This is a genomic window from Limosilactobacillus reuteri subsp. simiae (assembly GCF_020784875.1).
GTDB classification, from domain to species: domain Bacteria; phylum Bacillota; class Bacilli; order Lactobacillales; family Lactobacillaceae; genus Limosilactobacillus; species Limosilactobacillus reuteri_H.
In genome coordinates, this window is sequence record NZ_JAJGUI010000002.1 from 21,402 (window position 1) to 38,020 (window position 16,619).

16 protein-coding genes are annotated in these 16,619 nt (G+C 40.5%); 1 reads left to right on the top strand and 15 read right to left on the bottom strand.

Annotated features, from left to right (window positions below):
* Positions 1-9 precede the first annotated feature (9 nt).
* The 8 genes from pknB to gmk all read right to left on the bottom strand — a co-directional run bounded on the left by pknB (position 10) and on the right by gmk (position 9,557).
* The gene (gene pknB / locus LMC10_RS00115) at positions 10-1,914 is read right to left on the bottom strand and encodes a Stk1 family PASTA domain-containing Ser/Thr kinase (protein WP_122481758.1); all 1,905 of its coding nucleotides are present in this window, start codon (positions 1,912-1,914) and stop codon (positions 10-12) included.
* A gap of 3 nt (positions 1,915-1,917) precedes the next feature.
* Entirely contained in the window at positions 1,918-2,658 is a 741-nt protein-coding gene (locus LMC10_RS00120; protein ID WP_003675648.1) for a Stp1/IreP family PP2C-type Ser/Thr phosphatase, read from the bottom strand.
* A gap of 7 nt (positions 2,659-2,665) precedes the next feature.
* On the bottom strand, positions 2,666-4,015 hold the full coding sequence (rsmB, locus tag LMC10_RS00125; RefSeq protein WP_229268588.1) for a 16S rRNA (cytosine(967)-C(5))-methyltransferase RsmB: 1,350 nt from the start codon (positions 4,013-4,015) through the stop codon (positions 2,666-2,668).
* Positions 4,005-4,958 (bottom strand): methionyl-tRNA formyltransferase, encoded by a 954-nt coding sequence (gene fmt, locus LMC10_RS00130; RefSeq protein WP_229268589.1) that lies wholly within the window; start codon positions 4,956-4,958, stop codon positions 4,005-4,007. The genes rsmB and fmt overlap by 11 nt, the downstream gene beginning before the upstream one ends.
* Before the next feature lie 17 nt (positions 4,959-4,975).
* Positions 4,976-7,405 (bottom strand): primosomal protein N', encoded by a 2,430-nt coding sequence (priA, locus tag LMC10_RS00135; RefSeq protein WP_229268590.1) that lies wholly within the window; start codon positions 7,403-7,405, stop codon positions 4,976-4,978.
* The gene (coaBC, locus tag LMC10_RS00140; protein WP_229268591.1) at positions 7,406-8,611 is read right to left on the bottom strand and encodes a bifunctional phosphopantothenoylcysteine decarboxylase/phosphopantothenate--cysteine ligase CoaBC; all 1,206 of its coding nucleotides are present in this window, start codon (positions 8,609-8,611) and stop codon (positions 7,406-7,408) included.
* A 110-nt stretch (positions 8,612-8,721) separates the two neighbouring features.
* Complete coding sequence (rpoZ, locus tag LMC10_RS00145; protein ID WP_003663855.1) at positions 8,722-8,940, bottom strand: DNA-directed RNA polymerase subunit omega; 219 nt, start codon at positions 8,938-8,940, stop codon at positions 8,722-8,724.
* Positions 8,937-9,557, bottom strand: coding sequence for a guanylate kinase (gene gmk / locus LMC10_RS00150; protein ID WP_003663856.1), 621 nt, complete (start codon positions 9,555-9,557; stop codon positions 8,937-8,939). The genes rpoZ and gmk overlap by 4 nt, the downstream gene beginning before the upstream one ends.
* A 140-nt stretch (positions 9,558-9,697) precedes the next feature.
* On the opposite strand from gmk, the gene LMC10_RS00155 reads away from it, so the two are divergent.
* The gene (locus tag LMC10_RS00155; RefSeq protein ID WP_019253997.1) at positions 9,698-10,048 is read left to right on the top strand and encodes a hypothetical protein; all 351 of its coding nucleotides are present in this window, start codon (positions 9,698-9,700) and stop codon (positions 10,046-10,048) included.
* Between the two features lie 183 nt (positions 10,049-10,231).
* Here LMC10_RS00155 and recN read toward each other — a convergent pair whose 3' ends face one another.
* Genes recN through LMC10_RS00190 form a run of 7 tightly spaced genes read right to left on the bottom strand, consistent with a single transcriptional unit; the run spans position 10,232 to position 16,594 of the window.
* Complete coding sequence (recN, locus tag LMC10_RS00160) at positions 10,232-11,911, bottom strand: DNA repair protein RecN (RefSeq protein WP_003672219.1); 1,680 nt, start codon at positions 11,909-11,911, stop codon at positions 10,232-10,234.
* A 15-nt stretch (positions 11,912-11,926) separates the two neighbouring features.
* Positions 11,927-12,379: an arginine repressor gene (locus LMC10_RS00165; protein WP_078009319.1), complete on the bottom strand. Its 453-nt coding sequence runs from the start codon at positions 12,377-12,379 to the stop codon at positions 11,927-11,929.
* An 18-nt stretch (positions 12,380-12,397) separates the two neighbouring features.
* A complete protein-coding gene (locus LMC10_RS00170; RefSeq protein ID WP_078009318.1) occupies positions 12,398-13,219 on the bottom strand; it encodes a TlyA family RNA methyltransferase in 822 nt (273 codons plus the stop codon).
* An 11-nt stretch (positions 13,220-13,230) separates the two neighbouring features.
* On the bottom strand, positions 13,231-14,103 hold the full coding sequence (locus LMC10_RS00175) for a polyprenyl synthetase family protein (protein ID WP_229268592.1): 873 nt from the start codon (positions 14,101-14,103) through the stop codon (positions 13,231-13,233).
* Between the two features lie 17 nt (positions 14,104-14,120).
* A complete protein-coding gene (locus tag LMC10_RS00180; RefSeq protein ID WP_003672224.1) occupies positions 14,121-14,402 on the bottom strand; it encodes an exodeoxyribonuclease VII small subunit in 282 nt (93 codons plus the stop codon).
* Position 14,403: 1 nt separating this feature from the next.
* Positions 14,404-15,741, bottom strand: a complete 1,338-nt coding sequence (gene xseA, locus LMC10_RS00185) for an exodeoxyribonuclease VII large subunit (protein WP_098035177.1) — start codon at positions 15,739-15,741, stop codon at positions 14,404-14,406.
* A complete protein-coding gene (locus LMC10_RS00190; protein ID WP_229268593.1) occupies positions 15,734-16,594 on the bottom strand; it encodes a bifunctional 5,10-methylenetetrahydrofolate dehydrogenase/5,10-methenyltetrahydrofolate cyclohydrolase in 861 nt (286 codons plus the stop codon). The genes xseA and LMC10_RS00190 overlap by 8 nt, the downstream gene beginning before the upstream one ends.
* Positions 16,595-16,619: the final 25 nt, after the last annotated feature.

The window sequence follows — 16,619 nt, forward strand, 5'->3', positions numbered from 1 at the left end:
GCACCTCCATTATCCAGTAATATTTGTTGCACTCATAATCGTTCGTCCATTGCGAACAACACGGTATGCACCTGTTTGTCCTTGTTTAAGGGTAAATGGCACATTAATTGTTGTTTCCTGATTAATTGTAATATCTTGATACTCCATCGTTAAATTATGGTTGGCATCTCTAATGTATACCTGCACCCGGTTTTCGCGCTGCCCACCATTTCCATCGAATGGAATGTTAATCTGAATATTCGTCGTTTTTGTTTGGTTACCAGAATTAGCAATGGAAACTGTTAACGTATCACCATGATTTAATGTTGACCCAGCTCGTGGTGTCTGATTAATTACATGGTTAGTCGCAATTGTTTTTGATTTTTTCTCTTGAGTTGTCAATTGCAAATTATTTTTATTTGCAAACTGTTGCACAGCACTAATATCTTGATTCTTAAAGTTCGGAATCTTGATCGGTTCTTTACCTGCACTTACCCGAAAAATAATTGTGTTAGCAGCAGGCTTAACAATCGTACCTTTTTTGTGGTTTTGTCTGATAATCTGTCCCTTATCGATATCATCCGAATACACTGGTTCTTGATGAACTTGAAATCCCTTGCGACGAAGGTTAGCCGCCACTGAAGAATAGTCATCACCAACATAATCAGCCATTTGCAATTGCTTAACTCCTGTACTAACCGTTAGATTAATCGGGGTACTGACACGGGTCTTATGGCTGACGTCAGGATTGGTTGAAACAATTCGGTTTTTATCCACTGCCTGGCTATTTACCCGAGTAATCTTACCAATCCGCAAGTTTTGCTGGTGCAATCGTTGCTCTGCCTTTTGTACCGTCATTCCTTCTACATCGGGGATGATTACTTGACGGATTAAGAACCACCAACTGCAGACTGCAATCAGCACAATCATACCAAGCGTCCCACTAACAATCCCATATTTTTTCCACTTTTGCGGTTTAGTTGATGGATCAACGGTTGGTGAATCAGTTGACTTCTTTGATTGATAATCATCAGCTTTTAGGTGTTTAATATCTAACACCTTAGTTTCTCCATTATCATCTTGTTGAATTTTTAACCGCGGCTCATTAGCTCTTTGTGGATCAAGGACGGTTTTCAAATCAGCTGCCATTTCATTAACTGAACTATACCGCTCAGCAGGTTCCTTTGCAGTCGCTTTAATAATCACGTTTTCGAGTGCTTGAGGAATTTCTTTATTCTGTTCACGGACAGAAGGGATTTCTTCACGGAAATGCTTCAAGGCAATTGAGACAGCCGTTTCTCCCTCAAATGGAACCTTTCCTGTTAGAAGTTCAAACAAGATAATTCCTAGTGAATAGATATCTGATTGTTTAGTAGCAATGCTTCCTCGCGCTTGTTCTGGGGATAGGTAGTGAACTGACCCCATCAAGGTATTAGTCTGCGTTAATGAGTCTTGCGATACAGCAACCGCAATTCCAAAATCAGTAATTTTAACGTTTTTATTTTCATCAATTAAGATATTTTGTGGTTTTAAGTCCCGGTGGATAATCCCATGCGCATGGGCGGTCGCAACTGCTGAAAGCACCTGTTCCATAATATCAATAACTTGTGGAAGTGGAATCGGATAGTGCTTTTTTATATATGCTTTAAGGTCTGTCCCCTTTACATATTGCATTACCATGTATTGCAAGCCATGATCCTCACCAACGTCATAAATTCCAACAATATGAGGATCATTTAACTGCGTCGCGGCCATTGCTTCCCGGTGAAATCGCCGTTTAGTACTTGGATCGTCCCGTAAGTCAAGACGCAATAGTTTAACAGAAACGTCCCGATCAAGAACCATATCATGTGCCAAGTAGACATTAGCCATTCCACCTTCACCCAGTGACCGAATTATCCGATATCGGTGACCAATTTCATATCCAGGATTCATTTCCTATCCCTCCTGGTTACTATTAATCCCAATTAAAACGGTAATATTATCTGGTCCGCCGGCATCGTTTGCCATTTTTATAAGTTGCGCACATTTCTCTTCAAGCGGTATCGGCAATTCAAGTACCTTGATAATCCGCTCCTTAGAAACAGTCTTAAACAAGCCATCAGAACACATTAACAGTTGATCACCCTCGTTTAATTCAAAGCGATTTACATCAACTTGTGCATCAGGAGAGATTCCAATTGCCCTTGTAATTATATTGCTCTGGGGTAACTTTAGGGCTTCATCTTCTGATATATCTCCTGTTTTTACCAATTCATTAACCAATGAATGGTCTACTGTAATCTGCGTTAATAGGTTTTGATGAAGGATGTATCCTCGACTATCCCCAATGTTAGCAACTACAACCGCATCATTAAATGTAATAGCGGCGACCATTGTTGTACCCATCCCCTGCAAGCGAAGATTACGTTTGGATTGCGCTAAGATTTTATTATTGATTAATTGGGTTTCACGAGCAAACCAGCGGATCCCTTCCATCGAAGTCTGCGGAGGCCTTTTTTTAAACTGACTCCCCAAAGTCGCAACTGTTTGCTCTGCAGCGATATCTCCGCTACGATTGCCACCAATTCCATCAGCAATAACCATTAATTGATTGCCTAGCTTGTTAGTAAACACAGCAACCCGGTCTTGATTTTGCTTTCGTTGATGACCGATATCTGTTTGATAAGCAGCTTTCATTAACTTATTATATTCCCTTCTTAAGGCTACTGATGAAGAAGCCATCAGAATCAAAGTCACTCGGTAATATAGTTAAGGTTGATGAGTGACGAGTATCCTTAACTTTTCGTGCAGTTGTTGTTTTTACTAACTCAAACTCCGGATGTTCAGCTAGAAACGCTTGAACAGTATCATCATTTTCTTGCTGTAAAATTGTGCACGTGCTGTATGTGATTATACCGCCTTTTTTAACTTTTGCGGCAACCGCATTTAAAATTGCTAACTGAATCTTATGTAATTGTTTGCTATCATTTAGCGTCTTTGTATAACGAATTTCTGGCTTCCGGCGTAAAAGTCCGATCCCACTACAAGGTGCGTCAACTAAGATCTTGTCAAAGCTTTCATCGTCAAAAAGTTGATCAACCTCCCGTGCATCAAGGGCATGCGCAGTAACTCGCTTTTCAACGCCTAGTCGACGGGCATTTTTTTCAATCAATTTAACCTTGTGTTGGTGAATATCAAGTGCATCAACGTGGCCGTCTTCATTAGGAAAGGCTTCTGCTATTTGAACAGTCTTCCCACCCGGAGCTGCACAAGCGTCAAGTACTTTATCTCCCGGCTCAACATGCATGCTTTCCACGGCTAACATGGCACTTTCGTCTTGAATAGTAATTTCGCCATTTTTGAAGAGATCGGAACTGATAATTTCACCTTTAGTAATTACTAAGGCATTTTGCGCAACTTGACTTTCTTGATATTCAATTCCAGCAGCATCCAAAGTTTGTTTGACGGTCGGAAGGTCAGTTTTGACGGTGTTAACTCTAATTACCTGATGAGCCGGCTCATTAATTGATTGAAGTATTTTTTCAGTATCTTCTTCGCCATATTCCCTAGTCAGCTCGTTGACTAGCCACCGTGGGACACTATTTTCGATACTTAACCGCAAATCACGTTCATTAATTTGTCGCAGGTCAGGCAATCCTTTCCGCAAAACGGCATGTAAAACGCCAGTGACAAACTTTCGAATACCCGGATTTCCTCGGCGTTTAGCTATTTCAATACTTTCGTCAGTTACCGCCCAATTTGGAACTCGTTCTAAATAATGATACTGGTAAAGTGCAGACAAGAGAAGCGTCTTTACCCAAGGATCAAGCTGTTTTCCCTGCACAAACCCATTTAGCCAATATTCGAGGGTAAGTTTATGCTGCAAAACACCATAAATAATATTAGTTGCCAACCGGCGATCTTTATCTGCCAACGGGTACCTTTTTAATAACTGGTCAACCTGCAAGTTTGAGTATGCACCATTTTCGACAACCCCTTCAAGCGCCACTAAAGCCAATTCACGCGCATTTTGTGGTTGAAATTTAGTCTTCACTTACAACTTGGCCTCCCTCTGTAATATCTTTATGTCCATTAAGGTAAGAAGTAATATCCATCGCCCTTTTTCCTGCTGGCTTTAACTTATTAATCTGGTATGTCGTTCCATCTCCAGCGGCAATTACTAATTGATGTTTCGTGACCCGCACTACTTTTCCTGGTTCAAGGTCTGTTTTTTCTTCTAGTGGGGTCACATCGTAAATTTTTGTACGTAATCCATCAATAACCATGTTACCAAGAGGAGCTGGCCGTAATCCCCGTACCTTGGCATCAATTAAACGCGCTGGAAGTCGGAAATCAATCTGTTCTTGTTCACTAGTAATATTGGGAGAAAAGACTACTTTATCTGGATCTTGAGCGACCGGATTAACATCCCCGCTAATAAGTTTAGGCAACGTTTCTAACAGCAAGTCTCTTCCTAGCAAACTAAGCTTTTTAAACATCGTGCCACTATCGTCAGTGTCTTCAATCGGAATAGACCTTTGTGAAATAATATCTCCCGCGTCCATTTTCTTAACCATGTACATAATGGAGACCCCGGTTTCTTTATCACCATTAATAATGGAATATTGAATTGGGGCTCCTCCACGATATTTTGGCAATAATGAACCGTGAACATTAATTGCCGCAATTTTAGCAGCCGCTAATAACTTTGTTGGAAGGAATTGCCCATAAGCAGCAGTAATCATTAAGTCAGGCTGCAAACTAATAATTTTCTCCATTTCAGGACTTTTGCTGAGTTTAGCCGGCTGTAAGACTTCGATATTATATTGTTCAGCTAACTCTTTAACCGGCGATTGATGAAGAGTACGTTTTCGGCCGATATGGTGATCTGGCTGAGTAAGAACTGCTTGAACATCGTATTCTGGATTATCAATTAAACTTTGTAAAATCGGAACAGCAAACTCCGGTGTTCCCATAAAAACGACTGATGTTGACATTAATAACATCCTTTCTTTTACATAAAATACTGTGGATCTGGATCGATACTTACTTGGACATCCTTAAAACCGCGACTTTGCGTATCCTGAAGAATATCAAACAATAACTGATGTAAGTAAGGGTCCTTCTTATATTTGATTACAATTTGGTAATAGTAACGACGCTTCATCCGGGCAATTGCTCGCGGGGTGGGACCAAGAATAACCGTCGAAGATAATAATCCCTGCTTTAAGCGACCATAGATATCTGCCATTGCCCGAGCTGCTTTGGCTTCTTCAGGATGACTAGCCATCAAACGAACGGTGTAATAGTATGGCGGATAACTGGCTTGTCTTCGTAGCATCATTTCCTGGTTAAAAAATTTTTCGTAATCGTGCGTTTTGGCATCTTGAATAGCGTAATGATCAGGGTTATATGTCTGGATAATAACTTTCCCCTGCTTATTTGCCCGACCAGCCCGACCGCTAACTTGACTTAGCAAATCAAAAGTCCGTTCACTAGCACGAAAATCCGGTAAGCCTAGACCAGTATCAGCATTTAAAACCCCTACTAAGGTAACATTAGGGAAATCAAGCCCCTTTGCAATCATCTGGGTTCCTAATAAGATATCCGCTTGGTGTTGACCAAACTGTCGCAATAATTTTGCATGCATTCCCTTCCGCCGGGTAGTATCAACATCCATGCGAATAATCCGGGCCTGGGGTAATAATTGATGCAATTCTTGCTCAACTTTTTCTGTTCCGGTCCCATAATAGCGAATCTGATGACTATGGCAATTGGGGCATTCACGGGGGATTGGTTCTTCATGACCACAATAGTGACATTTCATTGTCCGCGTATCCATGTGAAGCGTCAAAGAAATATCACAATTCGGACACTTTAAGACATTTCCGCAATCACGACACATCATAAAGGACGAAAATCCCCGTCGATTTAGCATTAAAATACTTTGTTCGTTCTTTTGCAGGCGGTCATTTAAGTCGGTTAATAGTTTCTGCGAAAAGTTACTCTCCCCGTACTTTTTAATTTCATCCCGCATATCAACCACTTCGATTGGTGGCAGTTCCTGTTTATTTACCCGGTGAGGAAGACGTAACAAGTGATAAACGTTTTTTACTGCTCTCGCACGACTCTCCAAACTAGGAGTAGCAGAACCAAGAACTACAGGCGCTTGATTATATTTTCCTCGCCATTTAGCTACTTCACGCGCTTGATAACGGGGTGATTCATCTTGTTTATAACTAGATTCATGCTCTTCATCAAGAATGATTAGCCCTAAATTAGTCAACGGAGCAAAGACTGCTGAACGGGCACCTACAACTACTTGCGCTTCTCCTCGCTCAATCCGCCGCCATTCATCATACCGTTCCCCATTCGACAAACTACTATGTAAAACAGCAACCTTAGAGCCAAATCGTCGCCGCACACGGTTAACAATCTGGGGCGTTAATGAAATCTCAGGCACAAGCATTAATGCTGTTTTTCCCTGTTGAAGAGCATTAGCAATCGATTGCAAGTATACTTCTGTCTTGCCACTCCCCGTAACTCCTTGTAAGAGGAAAACTTTAGGGTCATGATTGTCGATTGCTTGATTAATCTGGTTAACAGCATTTTGTTGATCGGCGTTGAGCTGCAGGGGGGCTGCTAAATGAGCATCATCAGGAGTGCCCTGCATAGCCAAGGGTTGGCGATATACTTCAACTGGTGTTTTTTCTAGCCATCCCTTCTGTTGTCCCTGATTGAAGGTGGCTGCTTTTAAACCAGTTTTATGTTCAGCATCCTTTTGCTTAACAACTTGACCGCCAATTGATTGTAAATATGAAAGAAGACGGTTTTGAGCATGCGCATTGGCATGAAGGGATGCGCGCTCATCTTCTAGTTGTTCAAAATTAAGCAAAGAGCGAATACCAGTCACCGTTTTAGCTTTGGCCCGATCCTCCACTTGGTATTCAATTGTTATCTTTCCTTCCTTTTGTAGTTTGAACAATTCACTTAAGATTGCAGGTTTATCTTGTACCGCCGCCATTTCTAATTCATCTCGCCCATGAAAAATGTCAAAGGCAACATGCTCATCTACTTCATCTACAATTCGAATAATTCTGGTAGTCTTAGCCTTCAATAAGTTAGGCAACATCGTATATAAGCAAGAAATCCAAAAAGAGTAAGTAGTATCAGCTAACCATTTGCTAAGATTCATTAATTCAGGATTAATTACCGGTTGAAGATCCATTATCGCCTGAATTGGTTTGAGTTCTCCCTCATATTGGGATGCATTGTCAAGGGCAACAACAAATCCTTGAACAGTCCGTTTTCCCTTTCCAAAAGGCACAATCACTCTTACTCCAACTTGAATTTGTTTTTCAAGCTTTGGCGGAATCTGATAAGTATATGGTTGATTTGTTTGCATTGTTGGAACATCAACAATTACCTGTGCCAACTCTGGCATTTAATCACCTGACTTTAATTTTGCACTAATTAATTCAATAATCTCGTTTGCAATTTTAGCTTTAGATTGGCGGGCTAATTTAATTGGCGTTTGATCTTTTTGTAAGATGGTCACTTGATTCTGGTCACTGCCAAATGCCCCCATATCTCCCGCCACACTGTTTGCAATAATCATATCCGCATTTTTGCTAGCAAGTTTACGGTTAGCATTTTCTAGGAGATCATTTGTCTCTGCCGCAAACCCAACGACATATTGACCGGTTTGCTTCATCTTCGCAATATTCTTTAAAATATCAATAGTTTCAGTAAGTGCAATGGTAAGATGCGGGTCACCATCTTTTTTCTTAATTTTATGATCAACTATCTCAACTGGGCGATAGTCAGCAACCGCGGCCGCCATAATTAAAATATCTGCCTGCACAAAACGTTCTTTTAAACTGGTATATAAATCTTCAGTTGTGGTTACGCGGACAACTTCAATTGCTGGTGATTGTGGAAGGGGGACGGTAACTTGACCGGCAATCAATGTTACCTTAGCTCCTGCTTGGACCGCGGCGTTAGCAAGTGCAATCCCCATTTTACCAGAGGACCGGTTCCCAATAAAACGAACAGGATCAATATTTTCACGTGTTCCGCCAGCAGTAACAATCACGTGCTTGCCTTTTAAAGCTTGACTGCTTGTTAAAAAGTCCTCTATATATTGGCAGATTGCTGCCGGTTCTGGTAAACGCCCGCGGCCAGCATATCCTTCAGCTAATCTTCCGCTAACTGGCGGCATAATATTGACCCCGTCTTGTTTAAGTTGAGTAATGTTTCGTTGAGTTGCGGGAGCCAACCACATATGGCTATTCATTGCTGGAACTACAATTTTAGGAGCACTAGTTGCTAATAAGGTGGTAGAAACAGCATCATCAGCCAGTCCTGTTGCCATTTTAGCGATGATATTTGCTGATGCTGGTACCACCACAGCTAGTTCTGACCAATCAGCTAGCTCAATATGAGGAATAGGCGTTGAATGCTCATCCCATAGGTCAGTAAGAACTGGTGCTTTCGTCAAGGCAAAAGGAGTAGCAGGAGTGACTAACTTAGTAGCGGCGTCAGTCATTCCTACGCGAACCTCATGTCCCATTTTTTGCAGCCCACGCACTACTTCGATTCCCTTGTAAGCAGCGATACTGCCTGTAAGATACACTGCAATTCGTGTCATTATGTCACCTCAACTTATTTTTTCTTAATTGATTATAGCATTTTTAGAAGCAAAAAAGGGGCCAGTGACAATCCTGCCCTAGTCCCTTACTTTTGTTTATCCAGCTTATTTTAATCCTGTAAGTCTTCAGTATGATCAGGATCGATCGTAACTTTTCCAGCCAAAATCTCTTCAAGGGCCTTCCCAACTGACTTGCTTGAATCATAATGTTCAAGTAATGGGGCAGCTCCTGCATCTAATTCATTGGCACGCTTACTAGCAAGCATAACTAATGAATAACGAGAATCAATATGTTTTAATAATTCATCAACTGATGGAAAAAGGATCATTTTTCGGCATCTCCTAACATTTCAAGATAACGTGGCATTACACGGGTAACACGAAGCCGTTCAGTACGAATAATGTCTTTAATCTTTTCAACTGCATTTGGTACTTCGTCATTAACTACTGCATAATCATAGTTTTGCATCATTTGAATTTCACCAAATGCTTTATGAATTCGTTTATTAATGACTTCCATACTATCAGTTCCCCGGTGAATCAATCGTTGTTTTAATTCATCCAAATCAGGAGGGGTTAAGAAAATAAACACGCCATCTGGACACTTAGACCGTACTTGCATTGCTCCGTTAACTTCAATCTCAAGGAAAACATCTTTCCCTGAATCTAAGGTCTCATTAACATATTTTAATGGGGTACCGTAATAGTTGTCAACATACTTAGCATATTCCAACATCCCACCAGTTTGAATTTGGTGTTCAAACTCTTCTTTGCTTACAAAGAAATAATCAACACCATTAACTTCTCCAGGACGTGGTTTCCGAGTTGTCATCGAAATTGAATATTGAAAATCATTATCATTTGAATCAAAGATAGCTTTTCGAACAGTTCCCTTCCCAACCCCGGAAGGACCTGAAAGAACAATTAACATTCCACGATTTGCCATTATAACGCTCCTATTTATTTAATCGTATTAATACTATAATGCACTAGATTAGTACTGAAATCAAGCACCTGAATAACAAAAAATTATTGAGCTTTTTGCTTGCATTTCTGAATGTATGTTCGTATACTATAATCAAACGAATGTTCGGAGGCGCGATTATGCAAATTGAACAAAAGTCTATTTTTAAATTTACGCCACAAATTATTAGTGATAAGCTTCGTCATCTTTTTGAAGAAGCACCTGCTGACGATCAGCAAGCAGGGTTGCTTACTCCCCAACCCGCTAAACAACGACAATTATTTTTAAAACGAGCCATCAAAGATAAAATTAAAGCAACGTTTCAGCTAATGCCAATCAACAACGATGGCTATCCCGTAAACGTTACCGGTAACATCGCCCAATTAGCGAATAGTAATCGATACCTTATTACGAATCAAAATGTAAGTTATGTTGTTAACTTTGATCAAATTAGATACATTGCGAATTTATAATATTAGATTTAAAGAGAGACTGGGAATTAACTCAGTCTCTTTATTGTTTTAAAGATATTTATACAGTAGCGCAGTAGCTGGCTGGATTCCGAACGTTGATAAATCAACGTCCGGGTCCGGCCCCCCGCGAGGATAGCTTCGCGTCGTAGCTATCCTCGCGGAGGGTGGGAAGCGACTTCTTCTTTATTTTGCCATATTAAGTAATTCCTGTGCATGCTCTTTTGTCAACTGGGTAATCTTTTCACCCGATAGCATTCGTGCAAGTTCTTCAACCCGGTCGTTTTCTTTCAATGGTGTAACTCGAGTAGTTGTCCGGTCATCATGGACAGATTTCTTAATAAGGAAATGATGCTGCGCAACGGCTGCTACTTGTGGCAGGTGCGTGATACATAAAACCTGTGAATGTTGAGCAATTAAGCGAATCTTATCAGCAATTGCTTGGGCAACCCGTCCGCTCACCCCAGTATCAACTTCATCAAAAATGATACTAGTAACGCCTTCCTTTTGCGCAAAAATTGTCTTTAGAGCTAACATTACCCGTGACAATTCACCACCAGAAGCAATTTTAGCTAATGGTCCCATCGATTCTCCCGGATTAGTTCGGATATAAAATTCAACCTGGTCAATTCCCGTCGGTGTAAACTGTTCCCGACTTTGATTAGCAAAGTGAACTTCAAATTCTGCTTTTTCCATGTAAAGCTCTTTAAGCTGCTGGTGAACCTTTTTGCCAAGTTCATGAGCAGCTTTTTGTCTTACCTGACTCAATTTACGACCGGTCTCTCGAATCTTATTTTCGGCTTCTCCTAACCGTTGCTCTAGGTCACTGCTAGAATCAGCCGCGGCCTCCATCGAATCGAGTTCTTTTTTGATCTTATCATAATACTTCAAAACATCTGCCAATGTATCGCCATACTTATGTTCAAGATCACCGATAGTAGTTAACCGTTGTTCAATCTGAGCTAACCGTTCATCATCAAATTCAAGCATATCTAATTGTTGACTAGCTTCATTCGCTACATCTTGAAGAGCGTAATAAGCATCATTAAGTGCCTTACTAAGATTATCATAAGCATCATCAAATTCAGCAATTGCATTGATTGAGTCCATCACCGTGGCAACTTGATCTAAAACAGGCGCTTGCTCACCTTCATTAAAGGTCGTCACAGCTAGTTGAAGAGCATTATTAATTTGTTGAAAGTGTTCCAATCGATCACGTTCACTAATTAATTCATCTTCTTCATTTTCTTTTAGATTAGCTTCTGCAATTTCATTAACTTGGTACCGAAGCATATCCAATCGCTGCGCCCATTGTTGTTCATTTGCTTGTTTTTTATTTACAGCAGCTTTGAGTTTAGAATAAGCTTGATATTCTTCTTGATATTTTTGAAGTAAGGGCTGAACCTCTTTAGCCGCAAATTGGTCGAGCATTCCTAAATGAGTCTCAGGTTGCATTAATTGTTGATGTTCATTTTGCCCTTGAATATCAACTAATCCCGCACCAATTTGACGAAGAGTTGCCGTATTGATTAGTTGACCATTGACCCGGATAATATTACGACCATTGCGATGAATTTCACGGGAGACAATTAAGATCCCATCTTCATGATCAATTCCTAGTGATTCAAGTAGTTTATCAAATTCAGGATCATCAGGAATTGCAAATTGTCCTTGAAGGCTTAATTTTTCTTCTCCACGGCGAATAAATTCCTGCGATCCACGACCACCGGCCAACAAACCAACTGCATCAATAATAATTGACTTTCCGGCACCGGTTTCCCCCGTTAGAACAGTCATCTGGTCAGCAAAAGTTAAGGTTAAGTGCTTAATAATTGCTAAATTATCAATTGTCAATTCTTGTAACAAAAATTTTCACCTCGCCTAGTCGAGCATTGCGTTAAGCTTTTCTTCTAATTTAATTGCCGCTTCTGGAGACATACAAACTACAAGAACATTCCCATCATCACCAATTGTTGTGAAAACCGTTGGAAAATCCATCTTGCGAATTAAGGTAGCTACTACCGGCCCATTCCCTGGATGAACCGTTAACGCTAAGAAACAGTCATTGCGCTTTAATTGTTCTAAACTGTCTTGAAGAGTCTGAGCTAACTGATTTTCATGTCCTTGATGATGATATGCCGGTAACCCATAACGATAACCCCCATTATCAGCAGGAATCTTTATCAGTTGCATTTCTTTAATGTCGCGCGAAATAGTTGCCTGAGTCACTGTCAATCCCATTTCACGCAGGCGTTCAACAAGATCTTCTTGCCGCTCAATGCTCTCATTAGTAATGATTTCCCGAATTTTTTGTTGTCGTTCTGCTTTTTTCATGGATTAAGTCACCTTTATTTATTCCTTATGATTTAAATCATCATCAGCGGTTGCAATAACCTTATCGATATTTACTTCTTCGGCAACAATCCCCGGATTTTCACTTAGGCGGAGGTGAACTAAAAATTCCATATTTCCTTGTCCCCCTTTGATTGGTGAATAATCTAATCCAAGGATATCAAAATGATCTTCACGGGCAAAGGTCAGCACTTCTTCCAAAACTGCTCGATGAACTTTATGATCATGAATGATCCCATTTTTGCCAACATGCTCTTTTCCTGCTTCGAATTGTGGTTTAATTAGGGCTACTACTTCACCACCCATTTTCAGTATCTGAGCCAAAGGTGGCAAGATCAAGCGAAGAGAAATAAATGAAACATCAATCGAAGCAAATTCTGGTTGACCACTAGTAAAATCTGCTAATTTACTGTAACGAAAATTGGTCTGCTCCATAACAACTACCCGGGGATCTTCCCGCAATTGCCAAACCAACTGATTAGTTCCAACATCAAGAGCGTAACTTAACTTCGCCCCATTTTGTAACATTACATCAGTAAAGCCACCAGTTGATGAACCAATATCTAAAACCGTCTTGTCCTTAACCGAAATGTCAAAAACCTTTAACGCCTTCGCTAATTTCAAGCCGCCCCGACTAACATATGGCATTTTATGACCTTTCATGTGAAGAGTTGTGGTAATCGGAATTTTTTGTCCTGGTTTATCTAATCGTTCATTGTTTTTGCCAAGAATTTCTCCTGCCATTACTGCCCGCTTTGCTTGTTCGCGAGAGTCAAACAGCCCTTGTTGGACTAACAATACATCTACACGTTCTTTTTTCATAATCCCTTTCCTTATTTAAAATATGCCAAAAAGTCATCATAACCAGCAAATGATTTACCAGTAAGTTTTTCAAGATTTTTTTGATTTTGATTAGCAGCAGTTAAAGCTATCTGTAACTGCTCCTTTGCACCATCTATGCCAAGTAATCCTGGATAAGTATTTTTTTGCTCATCAGCATCTTTATGGACAGCTTTTCCCATCTCTTCAGTAGTACTGAGAACATCCATTAAATCATCATAGATCTGAAATGCTAACCCGTAGTTTTCACCAAATGCTGCTAGCTCTTGTTTGATTTCAGCAGATTGATCCATCATAATCCCACCTGCCAAAACAGCATAGCGAATCAATTCCCCCGTTTTTTGACGGTGTAAGTATCTCAATTGGTTTAGATTTAAATGTTGGTGTTCGCCTTCAATATCCCGTGCTTGGCCCGCAACCATTCCAGATGGTCCCGCGGCTTTTGCAAGTTCAAGGGTCAACTGACTCCGAACATTAGCTGGAAGGTGGTTATCGGCAACCCACTGAAAGGCCAATGTCAATAATCCATCTCCTGCTAAAGTTGCCATTCCTGCCCCAAATTTACAGTGATTAGTTGGTTTTCCGCGGCGTAGATCATCATTATCCATTGCTGGAAGGTCATCGTGGATTAATGAATATGTATGAAGCAATTCCAACGCAGAAGCTGCGCGTAGCAAATCATCATTAAGCGTGCCACCCAACATCTCAATCGTTGCAAGCGTCAATGCTGGACGCAGCCGCTTGCCACCAGCCATTAGGGAATAAGACATTGAGCTTTCTAACGTTGCTTGATCAATGTCTGTGGCCAATGACTTGCTTAGATAATCTTCAATCTGGTCTTTTAAAATCGGCAATGGTGTACTCATCTTTTTTGCTCCGTTGCTTATTGTTCATCAGTGCTACCAAATCCACGGTTACCACCGCCATTATTGCTTGGGTCATCGGTTTGTTTTTCGTAGACTTGCTCATCACCATTATCGTCAATTAAGTGCCCAAGCGTTTTTTCAGCATTTGTTAGCTTCGTTTGTAATTCCTTAGAAAGCTTGATTCCTTCTTGAAACTGTTGAAGGGCTTCTTCAAGTGGTACATTCCCCTGTTCAAGGTGATTAACGATCTGTTGTAATTGTGCTAATTGTTCTTCAAATGTTGGTTTTGCTGTTGCCATCTTAGTGCTCCTTTACCTTTTTTATTTCTGCTTGAACTTCCCCGTCATCAAAATGCAGGTGAACATTTTGCCCAACCGTTAATTGACTGGCATGATTAACAACCTTTTCATCACTCGTTACATATGTATACCCCCGACTCATAATTTTAAGGGGGCTCAGTGAATCTAATTGTTTAATAAGAGTTGTCACTTGTTGTTTCTTTTCATTTTGGTTGGCAAGTGAGGCTGTAACCAATTGTTTTTGTAATTGATTAACTAACTGTTCTTGTTGTTGAACCCGATGCAGTGGAGAAATAGCCGTTAGACGCCCACTTAATCTTTCCACGTTCATCCGCAGCTCTTGCATTTTATTTTGTGCTGCTTGACCTAGCTGTTGAGTTAATTGGTCAACCTTTTGTGCATAGTTTTCATATAATCTTGTCGGTTGCTGAAAAATATAGCTTTGCAGCTGTTTATTCAATTGTTGGCGGTCAAAATTAATTTTAGTTCGCATCGTATTTAATAAACGATTCTGATCATCTTTAAGTGTCATTAATACATCGTTTAGTTTTACCGGCGTTGCTAATTCAGCAGCAGCAGTTGGGGTTGCTGCGCGTTGATCAGCTACGAGGTCGGCAATTGTTGTATCTGTCTCGTGACCAACTGATGAAATTACCGGAATTTTGCTATTGGCAATAGCGCGAGCAACTACTTCTTCATTAAAAGGCCATAAGTCTTCCATTGATCCCCCACCACGACCGATAATAAGGGTGTCAAAGTCGCCGCGGTCATTGGCACGGTTAATTTGTCTAGCAATATCCGCCGCTGCTTTATCCCCTTGGACGACAGTGGGATATAGAACAACTTGAGCAATTGGATAACGGCGTCGAACAGTCGTATTAATATCCCGGATAACCGCCCCATCAATACTAGTAACAACTGCAATTCGTTTTGGAAACATTGGGATCTGTTTTTTAGGTAAATTAAATAGACCTTCAGCGCTCAATTTCTTTTTTAGTTGTTCAAACGCTAAGTATAAAGAGCCCAGACCATCTGGCTCCATCCGATCAATATAAATCTGGTAGCGACCACTTTTTTCATACAAGCTTACATGACCGACTACACAAACTTTCATCCCCTGTTCAGGAGTAAATTTAATTTTCCGGAATTGATGCTCAAACATTACAGCATCGATCACAGCATTATCGTCTTTTAAACTAAAATACTGATGCTTTTGCCGTAAACGAAAATTAGAAAGCTCACCGGTTAAATAAACCGTATGTAGGTATGGATCCCGGTCAAACTTCATTTTCAAATACTTAGTTAATTCACTAACTGTTAAATACTGGCTTCTATCCATGATGCCTCCACTGCGCTAAATCAACTGTTTGTTCCATCAAAGTTGCAATTGTCATTGGTCCTACACCACCTGGAACAGGAGTGATTGCCTGAGCTTTTGTCTTTACCGCTTCAAAATCAACATCCCCCGTCAATTTACCATTGCTTAAACGATTAATTCCCACATCGATTACTACTGCTCCTGGTTTTACATCTGTCGCCTTGATAAGGTTAGGTACACCAGTAGCCACAATTAAAATATCCGCTGTTTTCGTTAAAGCAGAAAGGTCGCTTGTATTTCTTCCAGCCATCGTCACGGTTGCGTTAGCATTATTTAAAAGAGCTAAAAGAGGCTTACCAACTAAAATGCTCCGACCAACGATAACTGCATTTTTCCCTTGTAAATCAATGTTATATTCTGCCAACATCCGCATAATTCCGCGAGGTGTACAAGCCACAGGATAATTACCATGTTGATTGGCAAATAGTTTTCCTAAGTTTAGGGGATTAAGGCCATCAACATCTTTAGTTGGCAATATAGCATTGGTGATTATTTCTGGATCCAATTGAGGAGGAAGGGGTTGTTGAACAAGAATGGCATCAATTGTGTCATCATGATTCAGCTTTTCAATTTCGGCAAGAAGCTCATCTTGACTAACATCAGCAGGAAATTTTTTTAAAATTGAATTGATTCCTAACTTAGTAGCCTTATTATGCTTATTTCGGGTATAGATTAAGCTCGCTGCGTCATCACCAGCAATCACGACTGCAATTCCCGGGATTATATTTTGTTTTTCTTTTAACTGTGCTACTAGTTCTTTCGTCTGGGCGTTGATCTTTTTAGCAAGGGCCTTGCCATCAATAATTGTCGTCACAGTGATTCCTCCTCGTTAAATTTCC

Bases quoted from the DNA above. Each gene is read 5' to 3' on its own strand.
- pknB (WP_122481758.1), bottom strand. From the start codon at position 1,914: ATGAATCCTGGATATGAAATTGGTCACCGATATCGGATAATTCGGTCA.
- LMC10_RS00120 (WP_003675648.1), bottom strand. From the start codon at position 2,658: ATGAAAGCTGCTTATCAAACAGATATCGGTCATCAACGAAAGCAAAAT.
- fmt (WP_229268589.1), bottom strand. From the start codon at position 4,958: ATGTCAACATCAGTCGTTTTTATGGGAACACCGGAGTTTGCTGTTCCG.
- priA (WP_229268590.1), bottom strand. From the start codon at position 7,405: ATGCCAGAGTTGGCACAGGTAATTGTTGATGTTCCAACAATGCAAACA.
- coaBC (WP_229268591.1), bottom strand. From the start codon at position 8,611: ATGACACGAATTGCAGTGTATCTTACAGGCAGTATCGCTGCTTACAAG.
- rpoZ (WP_003663855.1), bottom strand. From the start codon at position 8,940: ATGATCCTTTTTCCATCAGTTGATGAATTATTAAAACATATTGATTCT.
- gmk (WP_003663856.1), bottom strand. From the start codon at position 9,557: ATGGCAAATCGTGGAATGTTAATTGTTCTTTCAGGTCCTTCCGGGGTT.
- LMC10_RS00155 (WP_019253997.1), top strand. From the start codon at position 9,698: ATGTTCGGAGGCGCGATTATGCAAATTGAACAAAAGTCTATTTTTAAA.
- LMC10_RS00165 (WP_078009319.1), bottom strand. From the start codon at position 12,379: ATGAAAAAAGCAGAACGACAACAAAAAATTCGGGAAATCATTACTAAT.
- LMC10_RS00170 (WP_078009318.1), bottom strand. From the start codon at position 13,219: ATGAAAAAAGAACGTGTAGATGTATTGTTAGTCCAACAAGGGCTGTTT.
- LMC10_RS00175 (WP_229268592.1), bottom strand. From the start codon at position 14,103: ATGAGTACACCATTGCCGATTTTAAAAGACCAGATTGAAGATTATCTA.
- LMC10_RS00180 (WP_003672224.1), bottom strand. From the start codon at position 14,402: ATGGCAACAGCAAAACCAACATTTGAAGAACAATTAGCACAATTACAA.
- xseA (WP_098035177.1), bottom strand. From the start codon at position 15,741: ATGGATAGAAGCCAGTATTTAACAGTTAGTGAATTAACTAAGTATTTG.